General features: G+C 56.3%; 18 protein-coding genes and 1 tRNA gene. 6 read left to right on the top strand and 13 right to left on the bottom strand.

Annotation, left to right across the window (positions count from 1 at the left end):
* The first annotated feature begins 21 nt into the window (after window positions 1–21).
* Window positions 22–1,548, top strand: coding sequence for an MFS transporter (locus tag AC2FLA_RS08250; protein ID WP_496721593.1), 1,527 nt, complete (start codon window positions 22–24; stop codon window positions 1,546–1,548).
* A 48-nt stretch (window positions 1,549–1,596) separates the two neighbouring features.
* Here the strand turns inward: AC2FLA_RS08250 and AC2FLA_RS08245 are convergent, their stop codons facing one another.
* The 6 genes from AC2FLA_RS08245 to AC2FLA_RS08220 form a co-directional block, all read right to left on the bottom strand.
* Entirely contained in the window at window positions 1,597–2,937 is a 1,341-nt protein-coding gene (locus tag AC2FLA_RS08245) for a S41 family peptidase (RefSeq protein ID WP_058277149.1), read from the bottom strand.
* A gap of 6 nt (window positions 2,938–2,943) precedes the next feature.
* Window positions 2,944–4,074, bottom strand: a complete 1,131-nt coding sequence (locus AC2FLA_RS08240) for a murein hydrolase activator EnvC family protein (protein WP_496721592.1) — start codon at window positions 4,072–4,074, stop codon at window positions 2,944–2,946.
* Window positions 4,071–5,588 (bottom strand): 2,3-bisphosphoglycerate-independent phosphoglycerate mutase, encoded by a 1,518-nt coding sequence (gene gpmI, locus AC2FLA_RS08235; RefSeq protein WP_496721591.1) that lies wholly within the window; start codon window positions 5,586–5,588, stop codon window positions 4,071–4,073. The genes AC2FLA_RS08240 and gpmI overlap by 4 nt, the downstream gene beginning before the upstream one ends.
* Before the next feature lie 103 nt (window positions 5,589–5,691).
* Window positions 5,692–7,365 carry a sulfatase-like hydrolase/transferase gene (locus tag AC2FLA_RS08230; RefSeq protein WP_496721590.1) on the bottom strand — a complete coding sequence of 558 codons (1,674 nt, stop codon included), beginning with the start codon at window positions 7,363–7,365 and terminating at the stop codon, window positions 5,692–5,694.
* A 75-nt stretch (window positions 7,366–7,440) separates the two neighbouring features.
* Window positions 7,441–7,677, bottom strand: a complete 237-nt coding sequence (nqrM, locus tag AC2FLA_RS08225; protein ID WP_058277146.1) for a (Na+)-NQR maturation NqrM — start codon at window positions 7,675–7,677, stop codon at window positions 7,441–7,443.
* 15 nt (window positions 7,678–7,692) lie between these two features.
* Window positions 7,693–8,718, bottom strand: a complete 1,026-nt coding sequence (locus AC2FLA_RS08220; protein ID WP_496721589.1) for an FAD:protein FMN transferase — start codon at window positions 8,716–8,718, stop codon at window positions 7,693–7,695.
* A 374-nt stretch (window positions 8,719–9,092) separates the two neighbouring features.
* Between AC2FLA_RS08220 and AC2FLA_RS08215 the strand changes: the two genes are divergently transcribed.
* From AC2FLA_RS08215 to AC2FLA_RS08205, 3 genes are all read left to right on the top strand, one after another.
* Complete coding sequence (locus AC2FLA_RS08215; RefSeq protein WP_058277144.1) at window positions 9,093–9,617, top strand: CBS domain-containing protein; 525 nt, start codon at window positions 9,093–9,095, stop codon at window positions 9,615–9,617.
* 84 nt (window positions 9,618–9,701) lie between these two features.
* Window positions 9,702–10,715, top strand: coding sequence for an NAD-dependent epimerase/dehydratase family protein (locus tag AC2FLA_RS08210; protein WP_496721588.1), 1,014 nt, complete (start codon window positions 9,702–9,704; stop codon window positions 10,713–10,715).
* A gap of 72 nt (window positions 10,716–10,787) precedes the next feature.
* The gene (locus AC2FLA_RS08205) at window positions 10,788–12,011 is read left to right on the top strand and encodes a nucleotide sugar dehydrogenase (protein WP_496721587.1); all 1,224 of its coding nucleotides are present in this window, start codon (window positions 10,788–10,790) and stop codon (window positions 12,009–12,011) included.
* A gap of 43 nt (window positions 12,012–12,054) precedes the next feature.
* Here AC2FLA_RS08205 and nqrF read toward each other — a convergent pair whose 3' ends face one another.
* From nqrF to AC2FLA_RS08175, 6 genes are read right to left on the bottom strand one after another with little or no spacing between them, the layout of a single operon-like run.
* The gene (gene nqrF, locus AC2FLA_RS08200) at window positions 12,055–13,278 is read right to left on the bottom strand and encodes an NADH:ubiquinone reductase (Na(+)-transporting) subunit F (protein ID WP_496721586.1); all 1,224 of its coding nucleotides are present in this window, start codon (window positions 13,276–13,278) and stop codon (window positions 12,055–12,057) included.
* A gap of 10 nt (window positions 13,279–13,288) precedes the next feature.
* Window positions 13,289–13,897: an NADH:ubiquinone reductase (Na(+)-transporting) subunit E gene (gene nqrE, locus AC2FLA_RS08195; RefSeq protein ID WP_058272100.1), complete on the bottom strand. Its 609-nt coding sequence runs from the start codon at window positions 13,895–13,897 to the stop codon at window positions 13,289–13,291.
* On the bottom strand, window positions 13,897–14,550 hold the full coding sequence (locus tag AC2FLA_RS08190) for an NADH:ubiquinone reductase (Na(+)-transporting) subunit D (protein WP_058272101.1): 654 nt from the start codon (window positions 14,548–14,550) through the stop codon (window positions 13,897–13,899). The genes nqrE and AC2FLA_RS08190 overlap by 1 nt, the downstream gene beginning before the upstream one ends.
* Window positions 14,550–15,365: a Na(+)-translocating NADH-quinone reductase subunit C gene (locus AC2FLA_RS08185; protein WP_496721585.1), complete on the bottom strand. Its 816-nt coding sequence runs from the start codon at window positions 15,363–15,365 to the stop codon at window positions 14,550–14,552. The genes AC2FLA_RS08190 and AC2FLA_RS08185 overlap by 1 nt, the downstream gene beginning before the upstream one ends.
* Window positions 15,358–16,566 (bottom strand): NADH:ubiquinone reductase (Na(+)-transporting) subunit B, encoded by a 1,209-nt coding sequence (locus AC2FLA_RS08180; RefSeq protein WP_496721584.1) that lies wholly within the window; start codon window positions 16,564–16,566, stop codon window positions 15,358–15,360. The genes AC2FLA_RS08185 and AC2FLA_RS08180 overlap by 8 nt, the downstream gene beginning before the upstream one ends.
* Before the next feature lie 5 nt (window positions 16,567–16,571).
* A complete protein-coding gene (locus AC2FLA_RS08175; RefSeq protein WP_496721583.1) occupies window positions 16,572–17,915 on the bottom strand; it encodes a Na(+)-translocating NADH-quinone reductase subunit A in 1,344 nt (447 codons plus the stop codon).
* A 288-nt stretch (window positions 17,916–18,203) separates the two neighbouring features.
* On the opposite strand from AC2FLA_RS08175, the gene AC2FLA_RS08170 reads away from it, so the two are divergent.
* The gene (locus AC2FLA_RS08170; RefSeq protein ID WP_496721582.1) at window positions 18,204–19,319 is read left to right on the top strand and encodes a THUMP domain-containing class I SAM-dependent RNA methyltransferase; all 1,116 of its coding nucleotides are present in this window, start codon (window positions 18,204–18,206) and stop codon (window positions 19,317–19,319) included.
* Between the two features lie 94 nt (window positions 19,320–19,413).
* Window positions 19,414–19,490: transfer RNA gene (locus AC2FLA_RS08165), tRNA-Pro, on the top strand.
* Window positions 19,491–19,621: 131 nt separating this feature from the next.
* Here AC2FLA_RS08165 and AC2FLA_RS08160 read toward each other — a convergent pair.
* Window positions 19,622–20,641, bottom strand: a complete 1,020-nt coding sequence (locus tag AC2FLA_RS08160; protein WP_496721581.1) for a tyrosine-type recombinase/integrase — start codon at window positions 20,639–20,641, stop codon at window positions 19,622–19,624.
* Between the last annotated feature and the right edge of the window lie 9 nt (window positions 20,642–20,650).

The raw sequence follows: 20,650 nt of genomic DNA, 5'->3' as shown, positions 1-20,650 counted from the left end.
CGAAGCAATCCGGGTGCGAAAATGGACCGCAGCAGTATCGTCAAGGTCATCGCTCTGATGGTGACAGGGTTCGGGATCGGTATCGACTTTACCGGCGCTCTTATTCTTGTCCCAGCCATCGAAAACAGCTTTGACGCTGATATTACCAGCACCCAGTGGGTTCTGAACATCTACGCCTTGTTTTTTGCCATGACCATGGTCGCCGGGGGGCGCATGGGGGACATGTTCGGGCATCGCAAGATGATGATCATCGGGCTGGCAATCTTTCTATTTGCGTCCGTCATGTGCTTTGTCTCTCCCAGTCTCGATTTCCTGATCGCCGCGCGTGCTTTGCAGGGGATTGGTTCGGGTTGCGTCTGGCCTTGCACACTTGCTTTTGGCGCTACCAAAGTTTCGCGTCCTGAACATCGCGCCATGATCATGGGTATGATCCTCGCCGGTGTGACCAGCGGCAATGTCTTTGGTCCTCTCATCAGCGGCGCCGCAGTCAGCTTTGGCGACTGGCGGTTGTTCTTTCTTGCAAACGTGTTGTTTTCGACGATTTCGATGGTTACGGCCCTGATCCTTATGGAGCGTGAAACTCAACACAAACAGGGCGAACATATCGATTTCGCCGGAATAGGTATTCTTTCGTTTGCCGTTCTTTTGCTGCTTTACGGGCTGGACATCGGTGCGGACTGGGGCTGGACGTCTGTCCCGCTGCTGATGTTGTTTTTCGTCAGTGCCGCGCTGTTCTTTTTTTTCCCGCTGGTCGAGAAGCGCGTGAAAGAGCCGCTTTTACTGCCGCAAATGATGCAGAACCGCGAGTTTCGGATCACTCTGGGCCTGAACATGTTCAACGTGTCAGCGGCCTTTGTCGGGCTGCTATACTTCCCTCAATACATGCAAAAGGTCCTTGGGTGGTCCGTGTTTGAGTCGGCGATTGGGCTTGCCCCGCTGACACTCCTGCTGGCCGTCGGCTCGATTGTTTCGGGTACTCTTTATAACGATTTCGGGCCAAAGCGCCTGCTGTTCTGGGGGTATTTAATCGCAACGACTGGCGCTCTCAGCATTATCATCTTGCCGGCGGGGCTGGGCTATTTTCAGATTTTGCCCGGCATGGCGATGATCGGGCTGGGCGCAACGTTGACGGTTGGGCCGTCAGGCACTGCAGCCGTGTGCGCCGTCAAACCTGAACGCGCTGGCCTTGTCGGCGGGCTGAGCTTTATGACCCATCTGGTATATGGTGCCATATCCGTCGCCTTCGCGACCGCAATAATGTATGTCGTCAGCCTGTCCAGCCTCAGCAAACAGCTGGTTGCGGATGGGATCAACATGTCTGTAACCGATCAAAAGGCGATCAACGGTGGAACGCTTACGACCGGTGCGGCCCGCGCTGTTATGGAAAAACTAAGCTCGGAAGAGGCTGAAAAGGTCAAATCTGCCATCGGCGCCGCATTTGATGCAGGTATGAACATGGCCTTTGTTTTCGCGGCCATATCGGTTTCGATAGGTATTGTTCTGGCGATGATGCTTGACGAAGAGAAACTGCACAAGGTTGAGGTCTGATCCCGGCCTTTGCAGAAAGGGCCGCCGGTATCGGCGGCCCTGTTTGTCTTACTGAGACGGTCCGTTGGGGTTGAACGCCGACAAACCTTTGAGGATGTCGATGGCGTAGGCCAGCTGATAATCCTCTTCCCGCAATTCAGCCGTGGCTTCGGCTTTGGCGCGGTCTTCTTCGATCTGACGAATTTCATCTTCGCTGAGGCTGTCATTGTTCAGGCTGCCGCGCAGGTCAGCTTCGGACCGCGTGCGGGCGTTGGCTTCCTCTTCCTCGGCATCCGGCGCAGGGCGCGGTTGTTCAACGATGATGTCGGGGCTGACGCCAAGTGCCTGAATTGACCGGCCCGAGGGCGTGTAATAGCGCGAGGTCGTCAGACGCATTGCACCATCGCCACGCAGCGGCATGACCGTTTGCACCGATCCTTTGCCAAAGCTCTTGGTGCCGACAACGATCGCGCGACGGTGGTCTTGCAGCGCGCCGGCCACGATTTCCGATGCAGAGGCGGACCCGCCATTAATCAGGACAACGATTGGTTTACCTTCGGCCAGATCACCCGCTGTTGCATTGAAACGCTCACCGTCGCTTGGGTCACGACCACGGGTGGACACGATCTCGCCTTCGTTCAGGAACGCGTCCGAAACTTTGATCGCCTGGGTCAGCAGCCCGCCAGGATTGTTCCGCAGGTCAAGGACAAAGCCATTGACCTTGTCCAGACCACCAGCTTCTTCGATCTGTTCATTCAGGCCTTCCTGCAGGTTCGGGAAAGTCTGGTCGTTGAATGTGGTGACACGCAGAACAACGCTGGTGCCTTCGGTTCGGGCACGCACGGCTGTTAGCTTGATGGTGTCCCGGATGATGGTGATATCAAACGGCTCTTGCTCGCCCTCACGGACGACCGTGATCACGATTTCCGACCCAACCGGGCCACGCATCAGATCCACGGCCTTGTCCAATGTCAGGCCAAGGATGCTTTCCCCATCGACATGCGTGATGAAATCACCCGCTTCGATCCCCGCCTCATCTGCCGGGGTATCGTCGATCGGCGAGACAACTTTGACATAGCCTTCCTCTTGTGTGACCTCGATGCCCAATCCGCCGAATTCGCCACGTGTCTGCACGCGCATCTGCTCAGCATCATCTGGCGAAAGGTAGCTGGAATGCGGATCAAGCGACGTGAGCATACCGTCGATGGCCGCTTCGATCAGTTCTTCCGGCTCCACGTCTTCGACATACTGGGCGCGGATACGTTCAAAAATATCCCCGAACAGATCCAGTTGCTCGTACACGCTGGCCTTCCGGTCAGCCTCTTGCGCCAGCAAAGGACCAGCAATTTGTGTAGTTGCGATTACACCTGCCACGGTTCCGGCCAGACCGGCCATCAGAAATTTCTTCATACTCGTTTATCCATCCTTGTCGGTCCGAAACCATGATTCCGGGTCCACGGGGCTATTATTCTGTCTTACCTCTATATAGAGCGTTTCTGACCGGTCAGTTCCAGTGCCATCACCGCTTGTTGACAAAATTGCGCCGATTTCGGGCGATTCACCGGGCATCAAACCCACCGGAGTGCCTTCGGGGATCACCTCGCCCATGTCTCCGTACACGTCTTGCAGCCCGGCGAACACGAACAACAAGCCCGGTTGCGGCTCGAGGATCATGACGTTCCCGAGTTCCAGCAATGGTCCACGGTACCGGATTGTTGCCGCGGTTGGCGCTGTAACAATTGCCCGCGGACGGGTGGCCAGAACCACACCGGGACGCGTCACACCAGCCGCGTCAGTCTCGTCCGCGCGGTGCAAAACAACGCCTTGGGTCGGCAATGCAATCCGCCCTTTGCGGTCAGAGACATCCGCATCTGTTTCGGCAATTTCGCCTTCCGAGATTTCGGACAATCCACTGGCAAAGCCGTCCAACGTCTCGGTTGATGAAATCAGGATGGCGGTGCGCACTGGATCTTCGACAAAGCGACGCGGCAAATCCGTGCGGTCGGCGATGGCTTCGCTTAGACTGGTGCGCGCGTTTTGCACACCGGTTAACCCTTCGACCAGGGTATCCGCAGCACTTTGCTGCAGTTTCCGAAGGGTCTGAACCTCTTGCAGATCATGGGCCAGTGCCTGCGCGCGCGCGTTCAGTCCGGGAGTAACTTCGGACAGCATCATGCCTGCCCGCGCCGAACCAAGGGGCCCGGACGGGTGCAGCATCAGAACGGGTGGTGCCGTGGTCTCAATGGTCTGCAATACACCCAGCAGCTGCGCGACCTCCTGTTCCCGCGACCGCAATTCTGCTGTCAGCTGTGCCTCGCGGGTCGCTGCCATGCGCAACCCGTCCCGCATCGCTGAAAGCCCGGCCTCATAAGCCTGAATAGTTTCGGTCAGGGCACGCACGCGGTCGCGGGCACCGTCGGCTTCGGTCAAGTTGATCGAGGCCTGTTCTAGCATGCGCGCCGCATTCAAGGCCGCCGTGGACGGATCATTCTGCGCGCTGGCAGGCGACGCAAGACATATCGCAAAGATAAGCGCGCGCATCCTCATGACAGCAGGCTCTTCCCCGTCATCTCGGGCGGTTGCTCAAGACCCATCAGGTCCAGCAGCGTCGGGGCCAGATCGGAAAGGCGGCCGTTTCGCAGCGATGCATCTTTTGGTCCACCGACCAGCGCCACGGGAACCGGGTTCAGAGTATGCGCGGTGTGCGGCCCGCCGGTTTCGGGGTCAACCATGACCTCGCAATTGCCGTGATCCGCAGTGACGATCATCGCGCCACCGACCTTGTTCAGCGCCGCGACAACCTGTGACAAGCCCTGATCGACGGCCTCACATGCCTTGATAGCAGCCTGCAGATCGCCCGTGTGACCGACCATGTCAGGGTTGGCATAGTTGGTGATGATCAGGTCGTATCCGGCCTCGATCGCCTCGACAAACTTCGCCGTCACTTCGGCCGAAGACATCTCGGGCTGCAGGTCGTAGGTGGCCACTTTGGGCGACTTCGGCATAAACCGGTCTTCGCCTTCCTCGGGCGTTTCCTTGCCACCATTGAGGAAGAACGTGACATGGGGGTATTTTTCGGTCTCGGCCAGACGGAACTGGCGCAACCCCTTCTTGGCAACCCACTCACCCAAAGTGTTCACAATTTTCCGCTTTGGGAATACGGTTGTCATATAGTCATTGTGACCATCGGAATATTCGACCATCCCCAACAGGGCGGAAAGCTGCGGGCGTGGGCCTGTGTCGAATTCAGCGAAGTTGGGCTCGCCAATTGCACGCAAGATTTCACGGGCGCGGTCCGCTCGGAAATTCAGGCAGAAAACCCCGTCACCATCCTGAATGCCTTCGTAGCCTTCCAGTACAGTGGGAGAGATGAATTCATCGGTTTCAGACTGGCTATATGCGTGATCCACAGCGCCATGCGCGGTTGTGGCTGCCCGACCCTGGCCTTTGACCATCGCATCAAAAGCCTCGGTGACGCGTTCCCAGCGATTGTCCCGATCCATTGCAAAATACCGCCCGCAAACCGTGACGATACGCGCACCGTCGGGCAAACGATCTTCAAGTTCCGACAGGTAGGTGAATGCCGATTTCGGAGCGACGTCGCGCCCGTCCGTCATGGCGTGCAACGCCACCGGAACGCCCGCATCGGTGATCGCCTTGGCAGCAGCGACGATGTGGTTCAAATGACCGTGGACACCACCGTCCGAGACCAAACCCATCAGATGCGCCGTTCCACCTGCTGCCTTCACCTTTGCGATGAAGGTCTGCAATGCGGCATTGTCGAAAAAGCTGCCGTCTTCAATCGCCAGGTCAATCTGCCCCAGATCCATCGCAACAACGCGGCCAGCCCCGATATTGGTGTGACCTACCTCGGAATTGCCCATCTGGCCGCTGGGCAAGCCTGCATCCGGGCCATGTGTAATTATGGTTGCGTGCGGCCCATTGGTCATGACCGCATCAAAGGTCGGAGTATCTGCAAGAAATGGCGCGTTAGACCGAGTGTCTTCGGACAGGCCCCAACCATCAAGAATGCACAGGACGACGGGTTTGGGGGCGGTCATTGCGGCTCTCCGGATTTCTGCTCTGGTCGGTCTTGTATCGCCTGCCCTCGGGCAATTGAACCTTATTTTGTGCGCGGTTGTGCAGATTTAATACTTAGGCCGCTCAACCCTTGTTTATCAATTCCGTATACGGACGCGCCTTACGGTCGCGATACTTGACGGTCAGGTCTAGCGGCGCATCATTTTCATCATAGACCCCGACCACGATCCCCCTGCCCCGGCTTTTGCTCCGCATCTCAATCAGCTGTTGTTCCGACCGAGTCGTGCGCTGCGACTGGCGGCGTGTCCAAACGAACAGGCGGTCGTACATTTTGGCAATAATATCGGCGTGATCGGCACTGTTCCCCAGATCGACAAGCTCGTTAGGGTCATTTTCCAGATCAAACAGGATAGGCCGATGGCCGCCTTCGCAGTGGATCAGCTTCCATTTTTTGTTGGCCGCCATGAACATGACTGCGTCCCGGACAGAGGCATTCAGCATGTCTGCAATTGGTGATGCAGAGTAATCGTACTCACAAATTACCACGTCGCGGGGTGTTTCATTCTGCTGCCCATGCAGGATCGGAAGCAAGGAATGCCCCTCAAGGATATACCCTGCGATCTCACCGCCCGCCACATCCACAAATGTCGGAGCAAGGTCGATGGATTCAATCAGCGCTTCGCTGACGGTGCCACGCGTTCCGTCTGCTTCGGGTGACGGGTCATAAATGATCAGTGGCACCTTGGTTGATGCGTCCTGAAAGAACGTTTTCTCGCCCATCCAGTGATCGCCCAGAAAATCGCCGTGATCGGATGTCAGCACGATCATCGTGTCCTCCATCCGGCCGGTTTTCTCCATCCATTCAAACAGGCGACCCATCTGGTCATCGGCCTGCTTGATCAGCCCCATATAGGCCGGGATCACCGCATCCCGCGCATCCTGCCGCGAGAAAGTTTGCCCGACTTTAGTACCCATGAATGCCTTGAGCACCGGATGCGCATTCTGACGTTCCGCGTGGGAGCGCACAACCGGCAGAACATGTTCCGGCCCGTACATCGAGGCATAAGGTTCCGGCACGATGTATGGCCAATGCGGCTTGATAAAGCTCAGATGACAGCACCACGGGCCATCATGGGTGTCCATGAATTTGATGCCAAGTCCGGTCAGATAAGGGGTTTCGCTGTCCTCTTCCGCTATGTTGGCCGCCTCGGTTGAGTTCTTCAAAAACCAGCCGGACAGGACATTGCCGCCCTCATCCAGACCCGAATTGGCAAAGTCGTGCCAGGGATTGTCACTCTCATACCCTTTTGCAGCCAGATGCTTGTTGTATTCCTTCGCACCATCGGGATCATAAAAACCGTCGAGCCCTTCGGGCAGCATACCGTCATCGCGTTCATATACATCAAACCCGCATTCCGCGACGCGCGCGCCAATCAGACTGTCGGGCTCCAACCCCAGCCGTTCCATGCCTTCCGCATCTGCGCGCATAAGGGTCTTGCCGACCAACCAGCAGTCCATGCCTGCCTTGCGCAGGTGATCCCCCATCGTGATTTCACCAACTTTCAGCGGAATTCCATTCCATGAGGCACCGTGTGAATGTACGTAGCGGCCGGTATAATTCGACATGCGCGAGCTGCCGCAAATAGGGGACTGGATATAGGCCCGGTCAAAGCGCACACCCTTGGATGCCAGCCGGTCAATGTTGGGGGTCTGCAAATGCGGATGCCCGTAACAGCTGAGATAATCCCAGCGCAACTGATCGAACATGATAAACAGTATGTTTTTGGCTTTGGCCAAACCCGCGCCATCCCCCAAGATGTCTCAGGGGTCTATTTAGCCATTTCCAACACTATAGCGAAGCGCAATCTGGGCTTAAGCCTGACGCTCCATCTGCTCAAGCATCTTTTTGGCGCGTTTACACTGCAACTGATCGCGTAGGGGCGAGTCCGGGTCGACATCCTTTTGGCAGACCACGCACTTGTCCGCGCCTGAAATCGCATTCAGACCACCACAGCTACCTTTGATCGTCTTGCCCATCAGCATGACACCCAGCGACATGCCAACTACGATGATCAAAAGCAGAAAAAAGGCTATGATAAAGGTGCTCATCCCGGTTCCTACCTGTCAGTTGGTGCCCAGTGCGTCTTTGAACGCAGTGCTGTGAACCGTAATATAGGCATCATCGCCGCCTGTCACATCCCGCGAGATGAAATACACGGCAAGTTTATGTTCTTCAGCCAACTCCAGGCCCTTATCCTGACCCAGCGCTAACATCGCTGTCGCCCAGGCATCCGCCATCATCGCATTTTCGGCCAGAACTGTGACCGAGGTCGTGCGATGCGTGATCGGACGACCTGTTGTTGGGTCGATGATATGCGAATACCGCACGCCGTCTTGTTCAAAGAAATTCTTGTAGTCGCCCGACGTCGCCATACCAAAGTTGTCAAGCTCAACTACCAACTGCAGGTTTTGGGCCCCCGCTTCGGGCTTTTCGATCCCGATCCGCCAAGCCTCACCCTTGTCGTTCTCGCCCATGGTGACCAAATCACCGCCGATCTCGACCATATAGTTTTCGATCCCAGCGTCGCGCAGCGTCGCAGCCACCGCGTCGATGCCATATCCTTTGGCGATTGCTGACAGGTTGATGCCCACGCCAGCATCTGATTTGGCCAAAGTTCCGTTGTCGCTGTCCAACATCAGCAAGCGTTCCTGACCAACGCTTTCCAACGCCGCCTGTATCTCGGCATCTGAAGGCACCGGATCTTCTGGCTTGCGCGGACCAAAGCCCCACAGTTCGATCAGCGGGCCAAGCGTTACGTCGAACGTGCCGCCCGATTTTTCGTGCACGTCATTTGCTGCACCTAAAACCAGCGCAAATTCTTCGGAAACCTCAGTGGGTTCAGTGCTGGACGACGCCGAAAATGTCGAAACCTCTGAGTTGGGGTCCCAGTTGGACATCTTGGCGTTCACGTCTGCCAACGTCTCTTCGACGGCAGAGCCCAATGCAGTCTCATCCACATCCATGCCGATAGCGGTGATGTTGAATGTGGTACCCATGGTCTCACCGGACAGACGCACAACCTCGAGTTCTTTGTCAAAGAGACATCCGGAAACAAGTGTTGCAACAGCCAGAACAGGCAAAAGGCGCATCGAGAGACCTCCAGAGGAAAACCGTGCCCGGCATATGCCAGCGGCCCCATGCAGAGTCAAACCGACTTCACAGCTTTAGCGGCAGGAAGCCTAACATAAGTAGCCCAATGCCGGCCGGCACACCGAACAACCAGGCTTTCTTTTGCCAGCCAACCGGCTGCTGTTTCCAGGCCATTCTAAAGTTATGGCCGCATACGACAACGGCAAAGAAAATCAGCACTGCGACGGGCGGGGTAAGGTACAAGTCAGACAACAGGCCGGATATCCTTGTTTAGCGGCAGTTTTCCCCGGTTTGGGCATTTGCACCCTATACAGACCGCATTGCTGCGGTAAGGTGTAAGGGAAGCCATCTCAAAAATAAGAGGAGATTGCCAATGGCCCCAACCTCATATCAGCCCCCTACCCGCGGCGACAAGACCGATACAAGCACGCACAGCCAATCGGTTGAATCCAATCTGTCGCACTCGCAGACGACGGTGGCAAAATTGCTTGCGGGTAAAGGGGATGCTGTATTTGCGGTGCGCCCAAACGACACGATCCATTCGGTCGTGAATACCCTCAGTGAAAAGCGGATTGGCGCCGTGGTCGTGACCGACCAGAACGGCACCCTTCAGGGTATTCTGTCCGAACGCGACATCGTCCGGCGCATGGCTGACACGCCCGGCCAGACCCTGCCACAATCCGTCGAGGATCTGATGACGCGCGAGGTCAAGACATGTTCACCAGACGATTTGTTGAATGATGTCCTGAAAACCATGACCGAAGGACGTTTTCGCCACATGCCCGTTGTTGGCGACGGCAAACTGCGCGGCGTAGTCACAATCGGTGACGTTGTTCATTTCCGGCTGAAAGAGCTGGAGTATGAAGCGTTACGTATGAAACAAATGATCGTAGGCTGATCCTTCCGGCAGAAATCCCTTGACCTTGGCTGACTGACAGTATCCTTGATGCCAAAATTGGTTCGGTTATAGGTCGAGGGTAAAATGAAGCACGTTCTGGTAACGGGTACAGCGGGTTTCATCGGGTTCCATCTTGCGAAACTGTTGCTTTCGGAAGGATTCCGGGTGCACGGCTATGACGGGATGACCGATTACTATGATGTCGCGCTAAAAGATCGCCGGCATCAGATGCTGCTGCAAAACCCTGGATTTTCCGTCACCGAGGATTTGTTGGAAAATCACGAAAAGCTCAAACAGGTTGGTGATGATTTTCAGCCAGATGTGATCGTGCACCTGGCCGGTCAGGCAGGCGTGCGTTACAGCCTGGAGAATCCGCGTAGCTATATCGACTCGAATATTGTGGGCACATTCAACGTGATGGAGGTTGCCCGCGAACATAAGGTTGAACACCTGTTGATGGCGTCCACCTCGTCGGTCTATGGCGCGAATGAGGTGATGCCCTTCACCGAGGTGGATAAGGCCGACGCGCCACTGACTATTTATGCGGCAACCAAAAAGGCCAATGAAGCGATGGGACATTCCTATGCGCATCTTTGGAACCTTCCGACCACAATGTTCCGCTTCTTTACCGTATATGGCACTTGGGGCCGTCCCGATCTGGCGTATTACAAGTTTGTAAATGCCATTCTGGAAAACCGCCCAATTGACATCTACAACCACGGTGACATGTACCGTGATTTCACCCATGTAGATGATCTGGTGCGCGGAATCAGGTTGCTGATCGACGTTCCGCCAGTGCGCCCGGACAACGCAAACGACATCGAAGACGGAGACAGCCTTTCACCCGTAGCGCCCTGGCGCGTGGTCAATGTAGGTAATGGCGACAAAGTTCGGCTGATGGATTTCATCGATGCCATCGAAGAAGCCGTTGGTAAGAAAGCTATCCGCAACTACATGCCCATGCAAAAGGGCGACGTGCCCGCGACTTGGGCCAACAATGATTTGCTTCAGAAACTCACTGGTTATCGTCCCAAAACCGACTTCAAAGACGGGATCGTTCGTTTTGTCGAATGGTTTCGTGAGTATCACGGGAAATGAACTGAGTTCCTGCATGTACGAAACTAATCTCGGTTCCCGAAGAAATGTCGTCATTGGGTTAGCTATGGCGATTTGCCACTGGTTGTGGCGTTTGCCGGGGTGGGCCCGGTAGTTGGGTTTGATATTAATGCCAAACGCATTGATGCGTTGCACGCGGGACGTGACAACACTCAGGAAGTCGAACCCAAAGATCTGACCGCTGCGACAGGTTTGACCTTTACTTCGGAACCTTCCGATTTGGCGGGATGTGACACCTTTATTGTGACGGTTCCAACGCCAATCACGGCGGGCAAACAACCGGATTTGTCGCCTTTGCTGAGTGCGTCCGAGACGGTCAGGCGTATTCTGAAAAAAGGTGACTTGGTAATTTACGAATCCACTGTCTATCCAGGTGCAACCGAGGATGACTGTGTGCCGGTCCTCGAACGGGTTTCAGGACTTACATTCAACACGGACTTCCTTGCCGGATACAGCTCAGAGCGGATCAATCCGGGTGATAAGGCCCATCGGATCTCGGACATTTGCAAGGTGACCTCGGGCTCGACACCCGAAGTTGCCGATTTGGTAGATGTGCTTTATGGCCGGATTATCGCGGCAGGTACACACAAAGCGGAAAGCACCCGCGTAGCCGAAGCCGCGAAAGTTATCGAAAACACCCAACGAGTCCTGAACATCGCGCTGGTCAATGAATTGGCGATGATTTTTGGACGCCTGGGCATTGATACCGATGCCGTTTTGCGCGCAGCTGGCACCAAGTGGAATTTTTTGCCCTTCCGTCCTGGCCTAGTCGGCGGACACTGCATCGGCGTCAATCCTTATTACCTGACACATAAGGCAGAGGCGGTTGGCCATCATCCACAGATCATTCTGGCCGGGCGACGCCTGAACGACAGCATGGGCGGCTATGTCGTGTCGCAACTGGTAAAGCGGATGACCCGTGTCGGGATTGACGTCGGATCGGCGCGCGTGTTGGTCATGGGGCTGACATTCAAGGAAAACTGTCCCGATCTGCGCAACACCAGGGTCGTCGACATCATAGACGAACTGAAGGATTACGGTATTGAGGTCGATGTGCATGACCCGCACGCCGATGCCTCCGAAGCACAGGTAGAATATGGCATTTCCCTTGTTGCCGCCCCCAACGAACGCGCCTATGACGGCGTCGTTTTAGCCGTCGCACATCGAGAGTTTTTGGATGTCAAACCCGCGCAAATCAGATCGTACGGAAAAGACACAAGTGTGGTCTTCGACGTCAAGTCGGTCCTACCGATAGAGGCCAGCGACCTTCGCCTTTGAACACAAAAGATAACCGGCGCTATAAGCGCCGGTTCTTTGTTTCTTACCCGCCGAAATCGTCGAGCATAATGTCTTCGCGGTCCACGCCCATATCCAGCAGCATGTTGATGACCGACTGGTTCATGATTGGCGGGCCACACATATAGAACTCACAGTCCTCAGGCGCAGGGTGGTTCTTGAGATATTCTTCGAACAGAACATTGTGGATAAAGCCGGTGTAGCCTTTCCAATCGTCCTCTGGCTGCGCATCCGACAGGGCCACGTGCCATTCGAAGTTGTCGAATTCCTCGGCCAGAGTGTCGAAATCCTCGACAAAGAACATCTCTTTCTTGGACCGTGCGCCGTACCAGAAGCTGATTTTGCGGTCGCGATTTTCCAGGCGCTTGAGCTGGTCGAAGATGTGGCTGCGCATCGGCGCCATACCGGCGCCGCCGCCGATAAAGACCATCTCTTTCTGGGTGTCGCGGGCAAAGAATTCGCCAAACGGGCCCGAGATGGTGACCTTGTCACCCGGTTTCAGGTTGAAGATGTAAGACGACATCTGTCCCGCTGGGATACCTTCGGAGCCAGGAGGTGGCGAGGCAACGCGGACGTTCAGCATGATCATGCCTTTTTCGTCCGGGTAGTTGGCCATTGAATACGCGCGCTCGATCGGTTCGTTCACAACCGACTCATACTGCCACAGATTGAAGCGGTCCCAATCTTCGCGGTATTCCTCTTCCACGTCGAAATCAGTGTATTTCAACGCATGCGCAGGGGCTTCGATCTGGATGTATCCGCCGGCGCGGAAGTTCACGTCCTCGCCCTCGGGCAGATCCAGCGTCAGCGCTTTGATGAAGGTTGCCACGTTTTCGTTCGAGCGAACCGTGCATTCCCATTTTTTGACGCCAAAGACCTCTTCAGGAACTTCGATGTTCATGTCCTGCTTGACCGCAACCTGACAGGACAGGCGGTCGCCGCAAGACGCTTCGCGCTTGGTGATATGGCTTTCTTCAGTCGGCAGGATCGAACCGCCACCTGAATGCACACGCACGCGGCACTGCGCACAGGTGCCACCACCGCCGCAGGCAGAAGGCACAAACAGCTTTTCGGCCGCCAGTGTCTGCAGCAATTTGCCACCTGCGGGAACGGAAATGGTTTTTTCGCCGTTGATTGTGATGTTCACATCGCCGGTCGATACTAGTCTCGAACGTGCGGCCATGATGAGGGCCACCAAAGCGACAACGATCAGGGTGAAAAGGACGACGCCCAGGCTAAAAGTTTCCATTCGTCCCTCCTTACAGCTTCACGCCCGAGAAAGACATGAAGGCCATCGCCATCAGTCCCGCGGTGATGAAGGTGATGCCAAGACCCTGCAAGCCATCCGGAATATCCGAGTATTTCAGCTTTTCACGAACGCCCGCCATCGCGGTGATCGCCAGTGCCCAGCCAAAGCCCGAAGACACACCGTAAGTGGCTGCTTCGGCAAAGTTATAGTCACGCTCGACCATAAACAGCGATCCCCCCAGAATGGCGCAGTTCACTGTGATAAGCGGCAGGAAGATCCCCAGCGCGTTGTAGAGCGGCGGGAAGTACTTATCCAGAACCATCTCAAGGATCTGCACCATCGCCGCGATCACGCCAATGTAGGAGATCAGACCAAGGAAGGTCAGGTCCACATCAGGGAAACCCGCCCAAGCCAACGCACCGGGCTTCAGCAGATAACTGAGCAGCAGGTTGTTCGTGGGAACGGTGATCGCCTGAACGACCATGACCGAGATGCCCAGACCCAGCGCGGTCGAGATCTTCTTGGATACGGCGATGAATGTACACATCCCGAGGAAGAAGCTGAGCGCGAGGTTTTCAACAAAGATGGCCTTCACGGCCAGTGAAATCAGACCTTCCATCAGTGGGCCTCTACCTGCTGAATTTTGTATTCACGCTCTTCGACCTGGTTCGGCTTCCATGTGCGGAAGGCCCAGATGATCAAGCCGATGATAAAGAACGCGGACGGCGGCAGCAGCAGCATGCCGTTGGGCACGTACCAGCCACCATTGTTCACGGTTTCCAGAATGGTAACGCCAAACAGCGATCCGTTGCCGAACAGTTCGCGAATGAAGCCAACAAGCAGCAGGATCAGACCGTAGCCCATTCCGTTGCCCAAGCCGTCAATGAAGGACGCGACGGGCGGGTTCTTCATCGCAAATGCTTCGGCGCGGCCCATCACGATACAGTTGGTGATGATCAGGCCGACAAAAACCGACAAGGTTTTGGAAATCTCAAAGGCGTAAGCCTTGAGAACCTGATCCACCAGGATCACCAGCGAGGCGATGATCACCATCTGTACGATGATCCGGATCGAACCCGGGATCTGGTTGCGCAGGCATGAGATGAAGAAGGACGAGAACGAGGTCACGAAGGTAACCGCCAGCGCCATCACGAAGGACACCTGCAGCGAAGAGGTCACCGCCAGCGCCGAACAGATACCCAGCACCTGCAGTGTGATCGGGTTGTTGTCGACAAGCGGGTCGACCAGCATCTCTCTCTTGGTCTGGGACATCAGAACTCTCCTGCTTGCAGTTTGGCCAGGAACGGAGCGAAGCCCGCATCACCCATCCAGAATTTCACCAGGTTATCAACACCAACCGAAGTCAGCGTGGCACCGGCCAGCGCATCTACATAAAAGTCGGCGCCAGCGGCAGGTTGCGACTTGGATACTGTGATCTGCAGATCACCGGCATCATCCCGCAGCTTCTTGCCGTTCCACAATGCTTTCCAACGCGGATTGTCCACCTCGGCGCCAAGACCGGGGGTTTCGCCGTGCTGATAGAATTGAAGGCCGTAGATATCGTTGCCGTTGTTTTCCAGCGCGATAAAGCCATAGAGCGTCGACCACAGACCATAGCCGTGCAGCGGCAGGATCACCTTGTCCAACTCGCCGGATTCGTCGCGCAGCAGGTAGACAACACGGTACAACGCCTTGCGACCGATACCAGCCGGGTCATCGTCCAGCACGACGCTCAGCTCTGGATCGCTTGCGGCGGCCAGATCGTCGAATGTTGCGGGATCGAACTGGTCGTCGACGAACTCACCCGTCGAAAGCTCAACAACGTGCGGCTCGAATGCGGCGAATGCCTCGGACACGCCGGTGCCGGGTTCGTAAACACCAGCTACCTGCAGAACGTTGATCTGCTTGTCCTTCAGCGCGTTGGCTTCCTGGACCGGGCGCAGGCTTACGGCTGCGGCTGACACAACCATCGAGGCCACCAGACAAACGGCGACGGCGATAAAGATCGTTTTACCGACCGAGTCCGGCGAGGCCGCCAGAAACTTGGCAATCGCGCCCTTGGGTTCTGGGGATTGCGTATCAGACATGGCGACGCGCCCTCCGTTTGATGTTTGCCTGAACGACGAAGTAGTCAATCAGCGGTGCAAAGACGTTACCGAACAGGATTGCCAGCATCATGCCTTCGGGGAAAGCGGGGTTCACCACACGGATCAACACAACCATGATACCGATCAGAGCACCGTAGATATACCGGCCCATGTTGGTATGGCTGGCTGAAACGGGCTCGGTCACCATGAAAGCCAGACCGAAAGCGTAACCACCGACGACGACGTGCCAGTACCATGGCATCGCGAACATCGGGTTGGTATCCGACCCAATGAGGTTAAACAGCAGCGTCAGACCTATGGTCCCAGCCAGACAGCCGACAATCAGTCGGAAATTGGCGATGCGGGTCGTCAGCAGGAATGCCAGGCCGATCATACAGGCGAGCGTTGATGTTTCACCAAAGCTGCCCTGCATCTGACCCAGAAACGCATTCCACCATGTCAGCCCCTCGGTGGCCAACGCCTGATATCCTTCCGATGCGGATACCGACAGCGCCGTCGCGCCTGAAAAGCCATCAACCGGAGTCCAGACCGTGTCACCCGACATGTTCGCCGGATAGGCAAAGTACAGGAACGCACGACCGACGAGTGCTGGGTTCAGGAAGTTCTTGCCAGTGCCGCCAAAGACTTCTTTACCGATCACCACCCCGAAGATGATGCCCAACGCAACCTGCCAAAGTGGCGTGGATGCGGGCATGATCAGCGTGTAAAGCATTGATGTTACAAGGAAACCCTCGTTCACCTCATGGCCGCGAACAGTCGCAAAGATGACCTCGAAGATACCGCCTGCAACCAGAGTGACGATGTAAATCGGCAGGAAATACATCATCCCGTGCATCACATTGGCAAAGATGCTGGCGGGGTTCAGGGAGATGCCGAACATCTGCAGGATCGCGATCCGCCAGCCAGTGGCTGAATCGGGTCCAAGCGCGGCAATGGCCGAGTTCGCCTGAAAGCCGGTATTGTACATTCCCCACAGGATACAAGGGATCGTGGCGATCACGACATAGGTCATGATCCGCTTCATATCCACGTAGGACCGCGCATGGGGTGCAACGGAGGTTACGGTTTTCGGAGTGTAGATAAAGCTTTCGACCATCTCATAGATGGGGAAATACTTCTCGTACTTGCCGCCTTTGGTAAAGTTCGGCTCGATCCGGTCAAAGAAGTTGCGCAAACCCATTCGGATCAGCCCTCCTTTTCAATCTTTGTAAGGCAGTCGCGCAGCGCTAGCCCATATTCATATTTCGCCGGACAGGCAAAGCCGACAAGGCCCAAATCCTCTTCGTCCAACTCGAGCGCACCCAGCGCCTGTGCGGAATCCGTGTCCATCACCAGCAATGCGCGCAGCAGTTGCGTCGGCAAATAGTCCTGCGGCATCAACTGTTCGAATGTACCGGTCGGAACCATCGCACGGCGTCCACCATTCAGGTTAGACGTGAATGCAAACAGTTTCTTGGCAAAGGCCGAACCCAAAACGGGCTGAACCGCATATTTCGAAGGCATCGGAAGAATCCAGCCCAGCGTGTGCTGATCATGATCTTCGCGGATGATGCTGATCTGCCTCGCAAAACGGCCCAGATAGGCTTGCGGCCCCTCAGCATGACGGCCCGACAGGATCGAGCCCGAGATTACGCGGGCAGTCCCGTCCACATTGATTTCGTCGCGGGTCAGGTCATCGGTCGATGCCCCCATGACAGTGCGGATCAGGCGGGGTTGACGCGCGCCGGGGCCTGAAAGGGCAACCACAATGTTCGGATCCAGATGGCCCGTTTGCATCAGACGGCCAATCGCGATGACATCCTGATAGCCGATCGTCCAAACCTGCTTTTCGCCGGCCAGCGGCTCAAGGAAGTGGATGTGTGTTCCAGCCAGACCTGCGGGGTGCGGTCCGGAAAATGCAGCGGCTTCAACACCCGAAACGTCGGCGCCCGGCAGGGCTGCACCCTCATTTTGGCACAGATACGTCTTGCCCTCGGTCAGCTTGGCAACTGCGCTCAGGCCGACAGCAAAGGCGTCACCTGCATCCTGGATAATGATCGCGGCATCAGCGGCCAAAGGCTCACTATCCATTGCTGTCACGAAAATTGCCGTGGGCTTGGTACCTGGTGGGGGCATCTTGGAATAGGGCCGTGTGCGGAAAGCGGTCCACAGGCCAGCCGCACATAGACGTTCGGTCACGCCCTCGGCGGTATCGGCGTTGCCCACAGCCGAGAAATCCAGACCTGTGTCGTTGGCGTCCGAGACTTCGATCACGACGCTCTGCAACACCCGACGCGCACCACGGTTGATGGCCACGATCTTGCCGCTGAGCGGGGCGACCATCATCGCCTCGGGCACGTCCTTGTGGCAAAACAACGGTGTGCCCCGCTGAACCTCTTCACCCTCTTGAACCAGCATGCGCGGTTTCAGGCCCAGATAATCAGCCCCCAAAACCCCGACAGACCTGAATTCAGGACCCGGTTGGATCGTCTGCTCTGGCGCGCCTTGCACCGGCAGCTCCAACCCTTTTTTCAGTTTGAAAGTTTGCATGTCGCTACTGTCTTCCAAGCCTCTTTCCTGCAACACATCGTTCCCACCACTGCATAGTGGCACAAAACGATCTGCATGTGGGAGCTTGAGAGCAAAAAAGGCGCATAGCACCTGTTTTCATTCCAAGCTTCGTTTTGATCACGGTCCCTTTACGCGGGGATGGTGCCAAACGCAAACCCGTTGCCGCCTAAATTGCCGATATTTTGTCAATTTAACTTGAAGGGCTGCATTTTGGACCTGTTGAAATTGCATATCGCACCCGCAACGCTTCCGGTGTAAGCACCCGGGATGGAACCAAACAACGATTTTGAGATTTTTCTGGTGGCAACGCCGGGCCTCGAAGCCCCGCTGCATGCCGAAGCGGTCGAGCAGGGATTCGCAGATGCAAAGCCCGGACCCGGCGGCGTCACCTGTCGCGGAGGCTGGCCTGAAGTCTGGCGCGCGAACCTGTGTCTGCGCGGCGCGAACAAAGTTCTGGTGCGATTAGGTGGGTTTCCCGCAGTTCATTTGGCACAACTGGATAAACGGGCCCGAAAATTTCCCTGGGCCGATTTTTTGCGCCCCGATGTGCCGGTCAAAGTCGAAGCGACAAGTCGCAAATCCCGAATCTATCATGCAGGGGCCGCCCGGCAACGTATCGAAGTGGCAATTTCAGAAACGCTGGGTGCGCCTGTTTCATCTGAAGCGGCCGTGCGCGTCCTGCTGCGCATCGAAAAGGACTTGTGCACTTTTTCGATCGACAGTTCCGGCGAGCCTTTGCACAAACGCGGCCACAAACCGGCTGTCGCCAAAGCGCCGATGCGCGAAACGATGGCGGCTATGTTTCTTCGAGAGTGCGGATTTGATGGGTCCGAGCCAGTTTTGGATCCGATGTGCGGCTCTGGCACCTTTGTTATTGAAGCCGCCGAAATCGCGCTGGGGCTGCGCCCCGGCCGTACCCGCAACTTTGCTTTTGAAAATCTGCCAAGTTTTGACCCCAACGCCTGGTCCTCGATGCGCCAGCAACAACCTTTGGCCAAACCGGACGTCGTTTTTCATGGCTCAGACCGCAATAGCGGAGCGATTGAGGCCTCGACCAAAAATGCTGACCGCGCCGGGGTTGCCGATCTCACCATGTTTCAGACGCGCTCGGTTAGCGACATAAAACCCCCGTCGGATGCCGCAGGTCTTGTTATTGTCAATCCACCCTATGGGGCCCGGATCGGGGATGAAAAACGCCTGCGATCAGTTTACGGCAGCCTGGGCAAGGTACTGCAAACCAAGTTCAAGGGCTGGCGTGTCGGCATCGTGACCAGCAACGCAGGCCTGGCCCGATCCACCCGTCTGCCGTTGTTGCCCCCCGGGCCAATTGTGGACCATGGTGGCACCAAAATCCGACTGTACCAAACTGGTGTTCTGACCTGATCCGATGCCCGGGAACGACGAAGGCAATTCGCACAAACGACACGGAAACCCCCTTGCACATCCAAAAATGCAAGTATAAATCACGCGCCACGGTCGGAGTGTAGCTCAGCCTGGTAGAGCACTGTCTTCGGGAGGCAGGGGTCGGAGGTTCGAATCCTCTCACTCCGACCAATAAAACAAGGCGCCCAATGGCGCCTTTTTTGTTTTCTGGGGATCGGCCGCAACGATATCCGCAACGTTTCGTTCGATAGATGTGCCCAGTTCGTTCACTACCGGCATCCACCAACTATCGAATTAGCGCTTCATATCTTCCAGTCCATTATTCCCGCTGCGTTCTTAAGCGCATCTGGGCTGTAGGACCGATAGACGTTTTCCAGGGTTTCGCGCGAGGTCGCAAAATAGGCCGTGGCGTCCTCCAGTGTCATGCCGTGCATGAACGCCCAGGTAACCGCTGTGTGCTTTAGGGTGTGCGGCGTCACATCCTTTAGACCGGCCCGCTGGACGGCCGCTCGAAAGGCCTTGTCGATCCGATCTATCGGCGCCCCATTAAACGACACTACGTGGCTCCCCTCCTGGGCCCAAGTCTTCATCTCCGTGTGGAGCGTGCCAGGCATCTTGACCATTCCCTTGCGCTTCTTGGTCTCGGCCTCGGCCTTGCCAAGGAAATGGATCACCCCGCTGTCAAGATCGACCCAGCCGCTATCAAGGGAGGGCATCCACTTCAGCCGTGTGATCGCGGTCTTCCGACGTCCGGTGTATAGCGCGATCTTGATGAACCGCTGGACGTGAGAAGCAGAGGCTTCCAGCAGGCGCTGGATCTCCTCCTCGGTCAGCCAGCGGTCATTGGCGACTCCCTTCTCAGGCAGGGTTACGATCGGTGCATGGCTGATCCTGCGCGACGCCAGGGCGTATTTGACAGCGGCGTTCAGTGTGTTCATCTCGCGCCGGACGGTCCATGCGGCGCACCGCCTCCAGGCAGTATAGCCCCGGCACCTGTCGATGTCGATCTGGGACACGTTGAGGTCGCTCCAGTAGGGCGACAGTGCCTGTATCGTGTAGAGCAGGCGGTCCCTGTCGCGGACCACCTTTACCTTAGCCTCGCCGTAGTGCACCAAGATCTCGCCGACGGTGATCTCGCTCGGGTCGCGGACGCGATTATCTTGCCGCTTCTTACTGGCGATGTAATTGCTCAGGACTTCTTCCGCTGCCTCATGAAATCCATCACCAAAGCCTGTCCGGATCTGCTGTCCTCCGTCCAGGATGACCCAAGCGCCATCGTCTTTGCGTTGGAAGAGCCGGGCAGGTTTGCGCTTACGTGGCATGTCTTTGTG

This window comes from Ruegeria sp. CDSA033, assembly GCF_059612305.1.
Note: the sequence above shows the minus strand (reverse complement) of the source record. Positions and strands in the feature narration are given on the sequence as shown.

Excerpts from the sequence above, each read along its gene's own strand:
- AC2FLA_RS08180 (WP_496721584.1), bottom strand. The coding sequence starts at position 16,566 with ATGGGTTTGCGCAACTTCTTTGACCGGATCGAGCCGAACTTTACCAAA.
- AC2FLA_RS08190 (WP_058272101.1), bottom strand. The coding sequence starts at position 14,550 with ATGTCCCAGACCAAGAGAGAGATGCTGGTCGACCCGCTTGTCGACAAC.
- AC2FLA_RS08160 (WP_496721581.1), bottom strand. The coding sequence starts at position 20,641 with ATGCCACGTAAGCGCAAACCTGCCCGGCTCTTCCAACGCAAAGACGAT.
- nqrF (WP_496721586.1), bottom strand. The coding sequence starts at position 13,278 with ATGGAAACTTTTAGCCTGGGCGTCGTCCTTTTCACCCTGATCGTTGTC.
- AC2FLA_RS08170 (WP_496721582.1), top strand. The coding sequence starts at position 18,204 with ATGGAACCAAACAACGATTTTGAGATTTTTCTGGTGGCAACGCCGGGC.
- nqrE (WP_058272100.1), bottom strand. The coding sequence starts at position 13,897 with ATGGAAGGTCTGATTTCACTGGCCGTGAAGGCCATCTTTGTTGAAAAC.
- AC2FLA_RS08245 (WP_058277149.1), bottom strand. The coding sequence starts at position 2,937 with ATGAAGAAATTTCTGATGGCCGGTCTGGCCGGAACCGTGGCAGGTGTA.
- AC2FLA_RS08185 (WP_496721585.1), bottom strand. The coding sequence starts at position 15,365 with ATGTCTGATACGCAATCCCCAGAACCCAAGGGCGCGATTGCCAAGTTT.
- AC2FLA_RS08210 (WP_496721588.1), top strand. The coding sequence starts at position 9,702 with ATGAAGCACGTTCTGGTAACGGGTACAGCGGGTTTCATCGGGTTCCAT.
- AC2FLA_RS08240 (WP_496721592.1), bottom strand. The coding sequence starts at position 4,074 with ATGAGGATGCGCGCGCTTATCTTTGCGATATGTCTTGCGTCGCCTGCC.
- AC2FLA_RS08215 (WP_058277144.1), top strand. The coding sequence starts at position 9,093 with ATGGCCCCAACCTCATATCAGCCCCCTACCCGCGGCGACAAGACCGAT.
- AC2FLA_RS08220 (WP_496721589.1), bottom strand. The coding sequence starts at position 8,718 with ATGCGCCTTTTGCCTGTTCTGGCTGTTGCAACACTTGTTTCCGGATGT.
- AC2FLA_RS08250 (WP_496721593.1), top strand. The coding sequence starts at position 22 with ATGGACCGCAGCAGTATCGTCAAGGTCATCGCTCTGATGGTGACAGGG.
- gpmI (WP_496721591.1), bottom strand. The coding sequence starts at position 5,588 with ATGACCGCCCCCAAACCCGTCGTCCTGTGCATTCTTGATGGTTGGGGC.
- nqrM (WP_058277146.1), bottom strand. The coding sequence starts at position 7,677 with ATGAGCACCTTTATCATAGCCTTTTTTCTGCTTTTGATCATCGTAGTT.
- AC2FLA_RS08175 (WP_496721583.1), bottom strand. The coding sequence starts at position 17,915 with ATGCAAACTTTCAAACTGAAAAAAGGGTTGGAGCTGCCGGTGCAAGGC.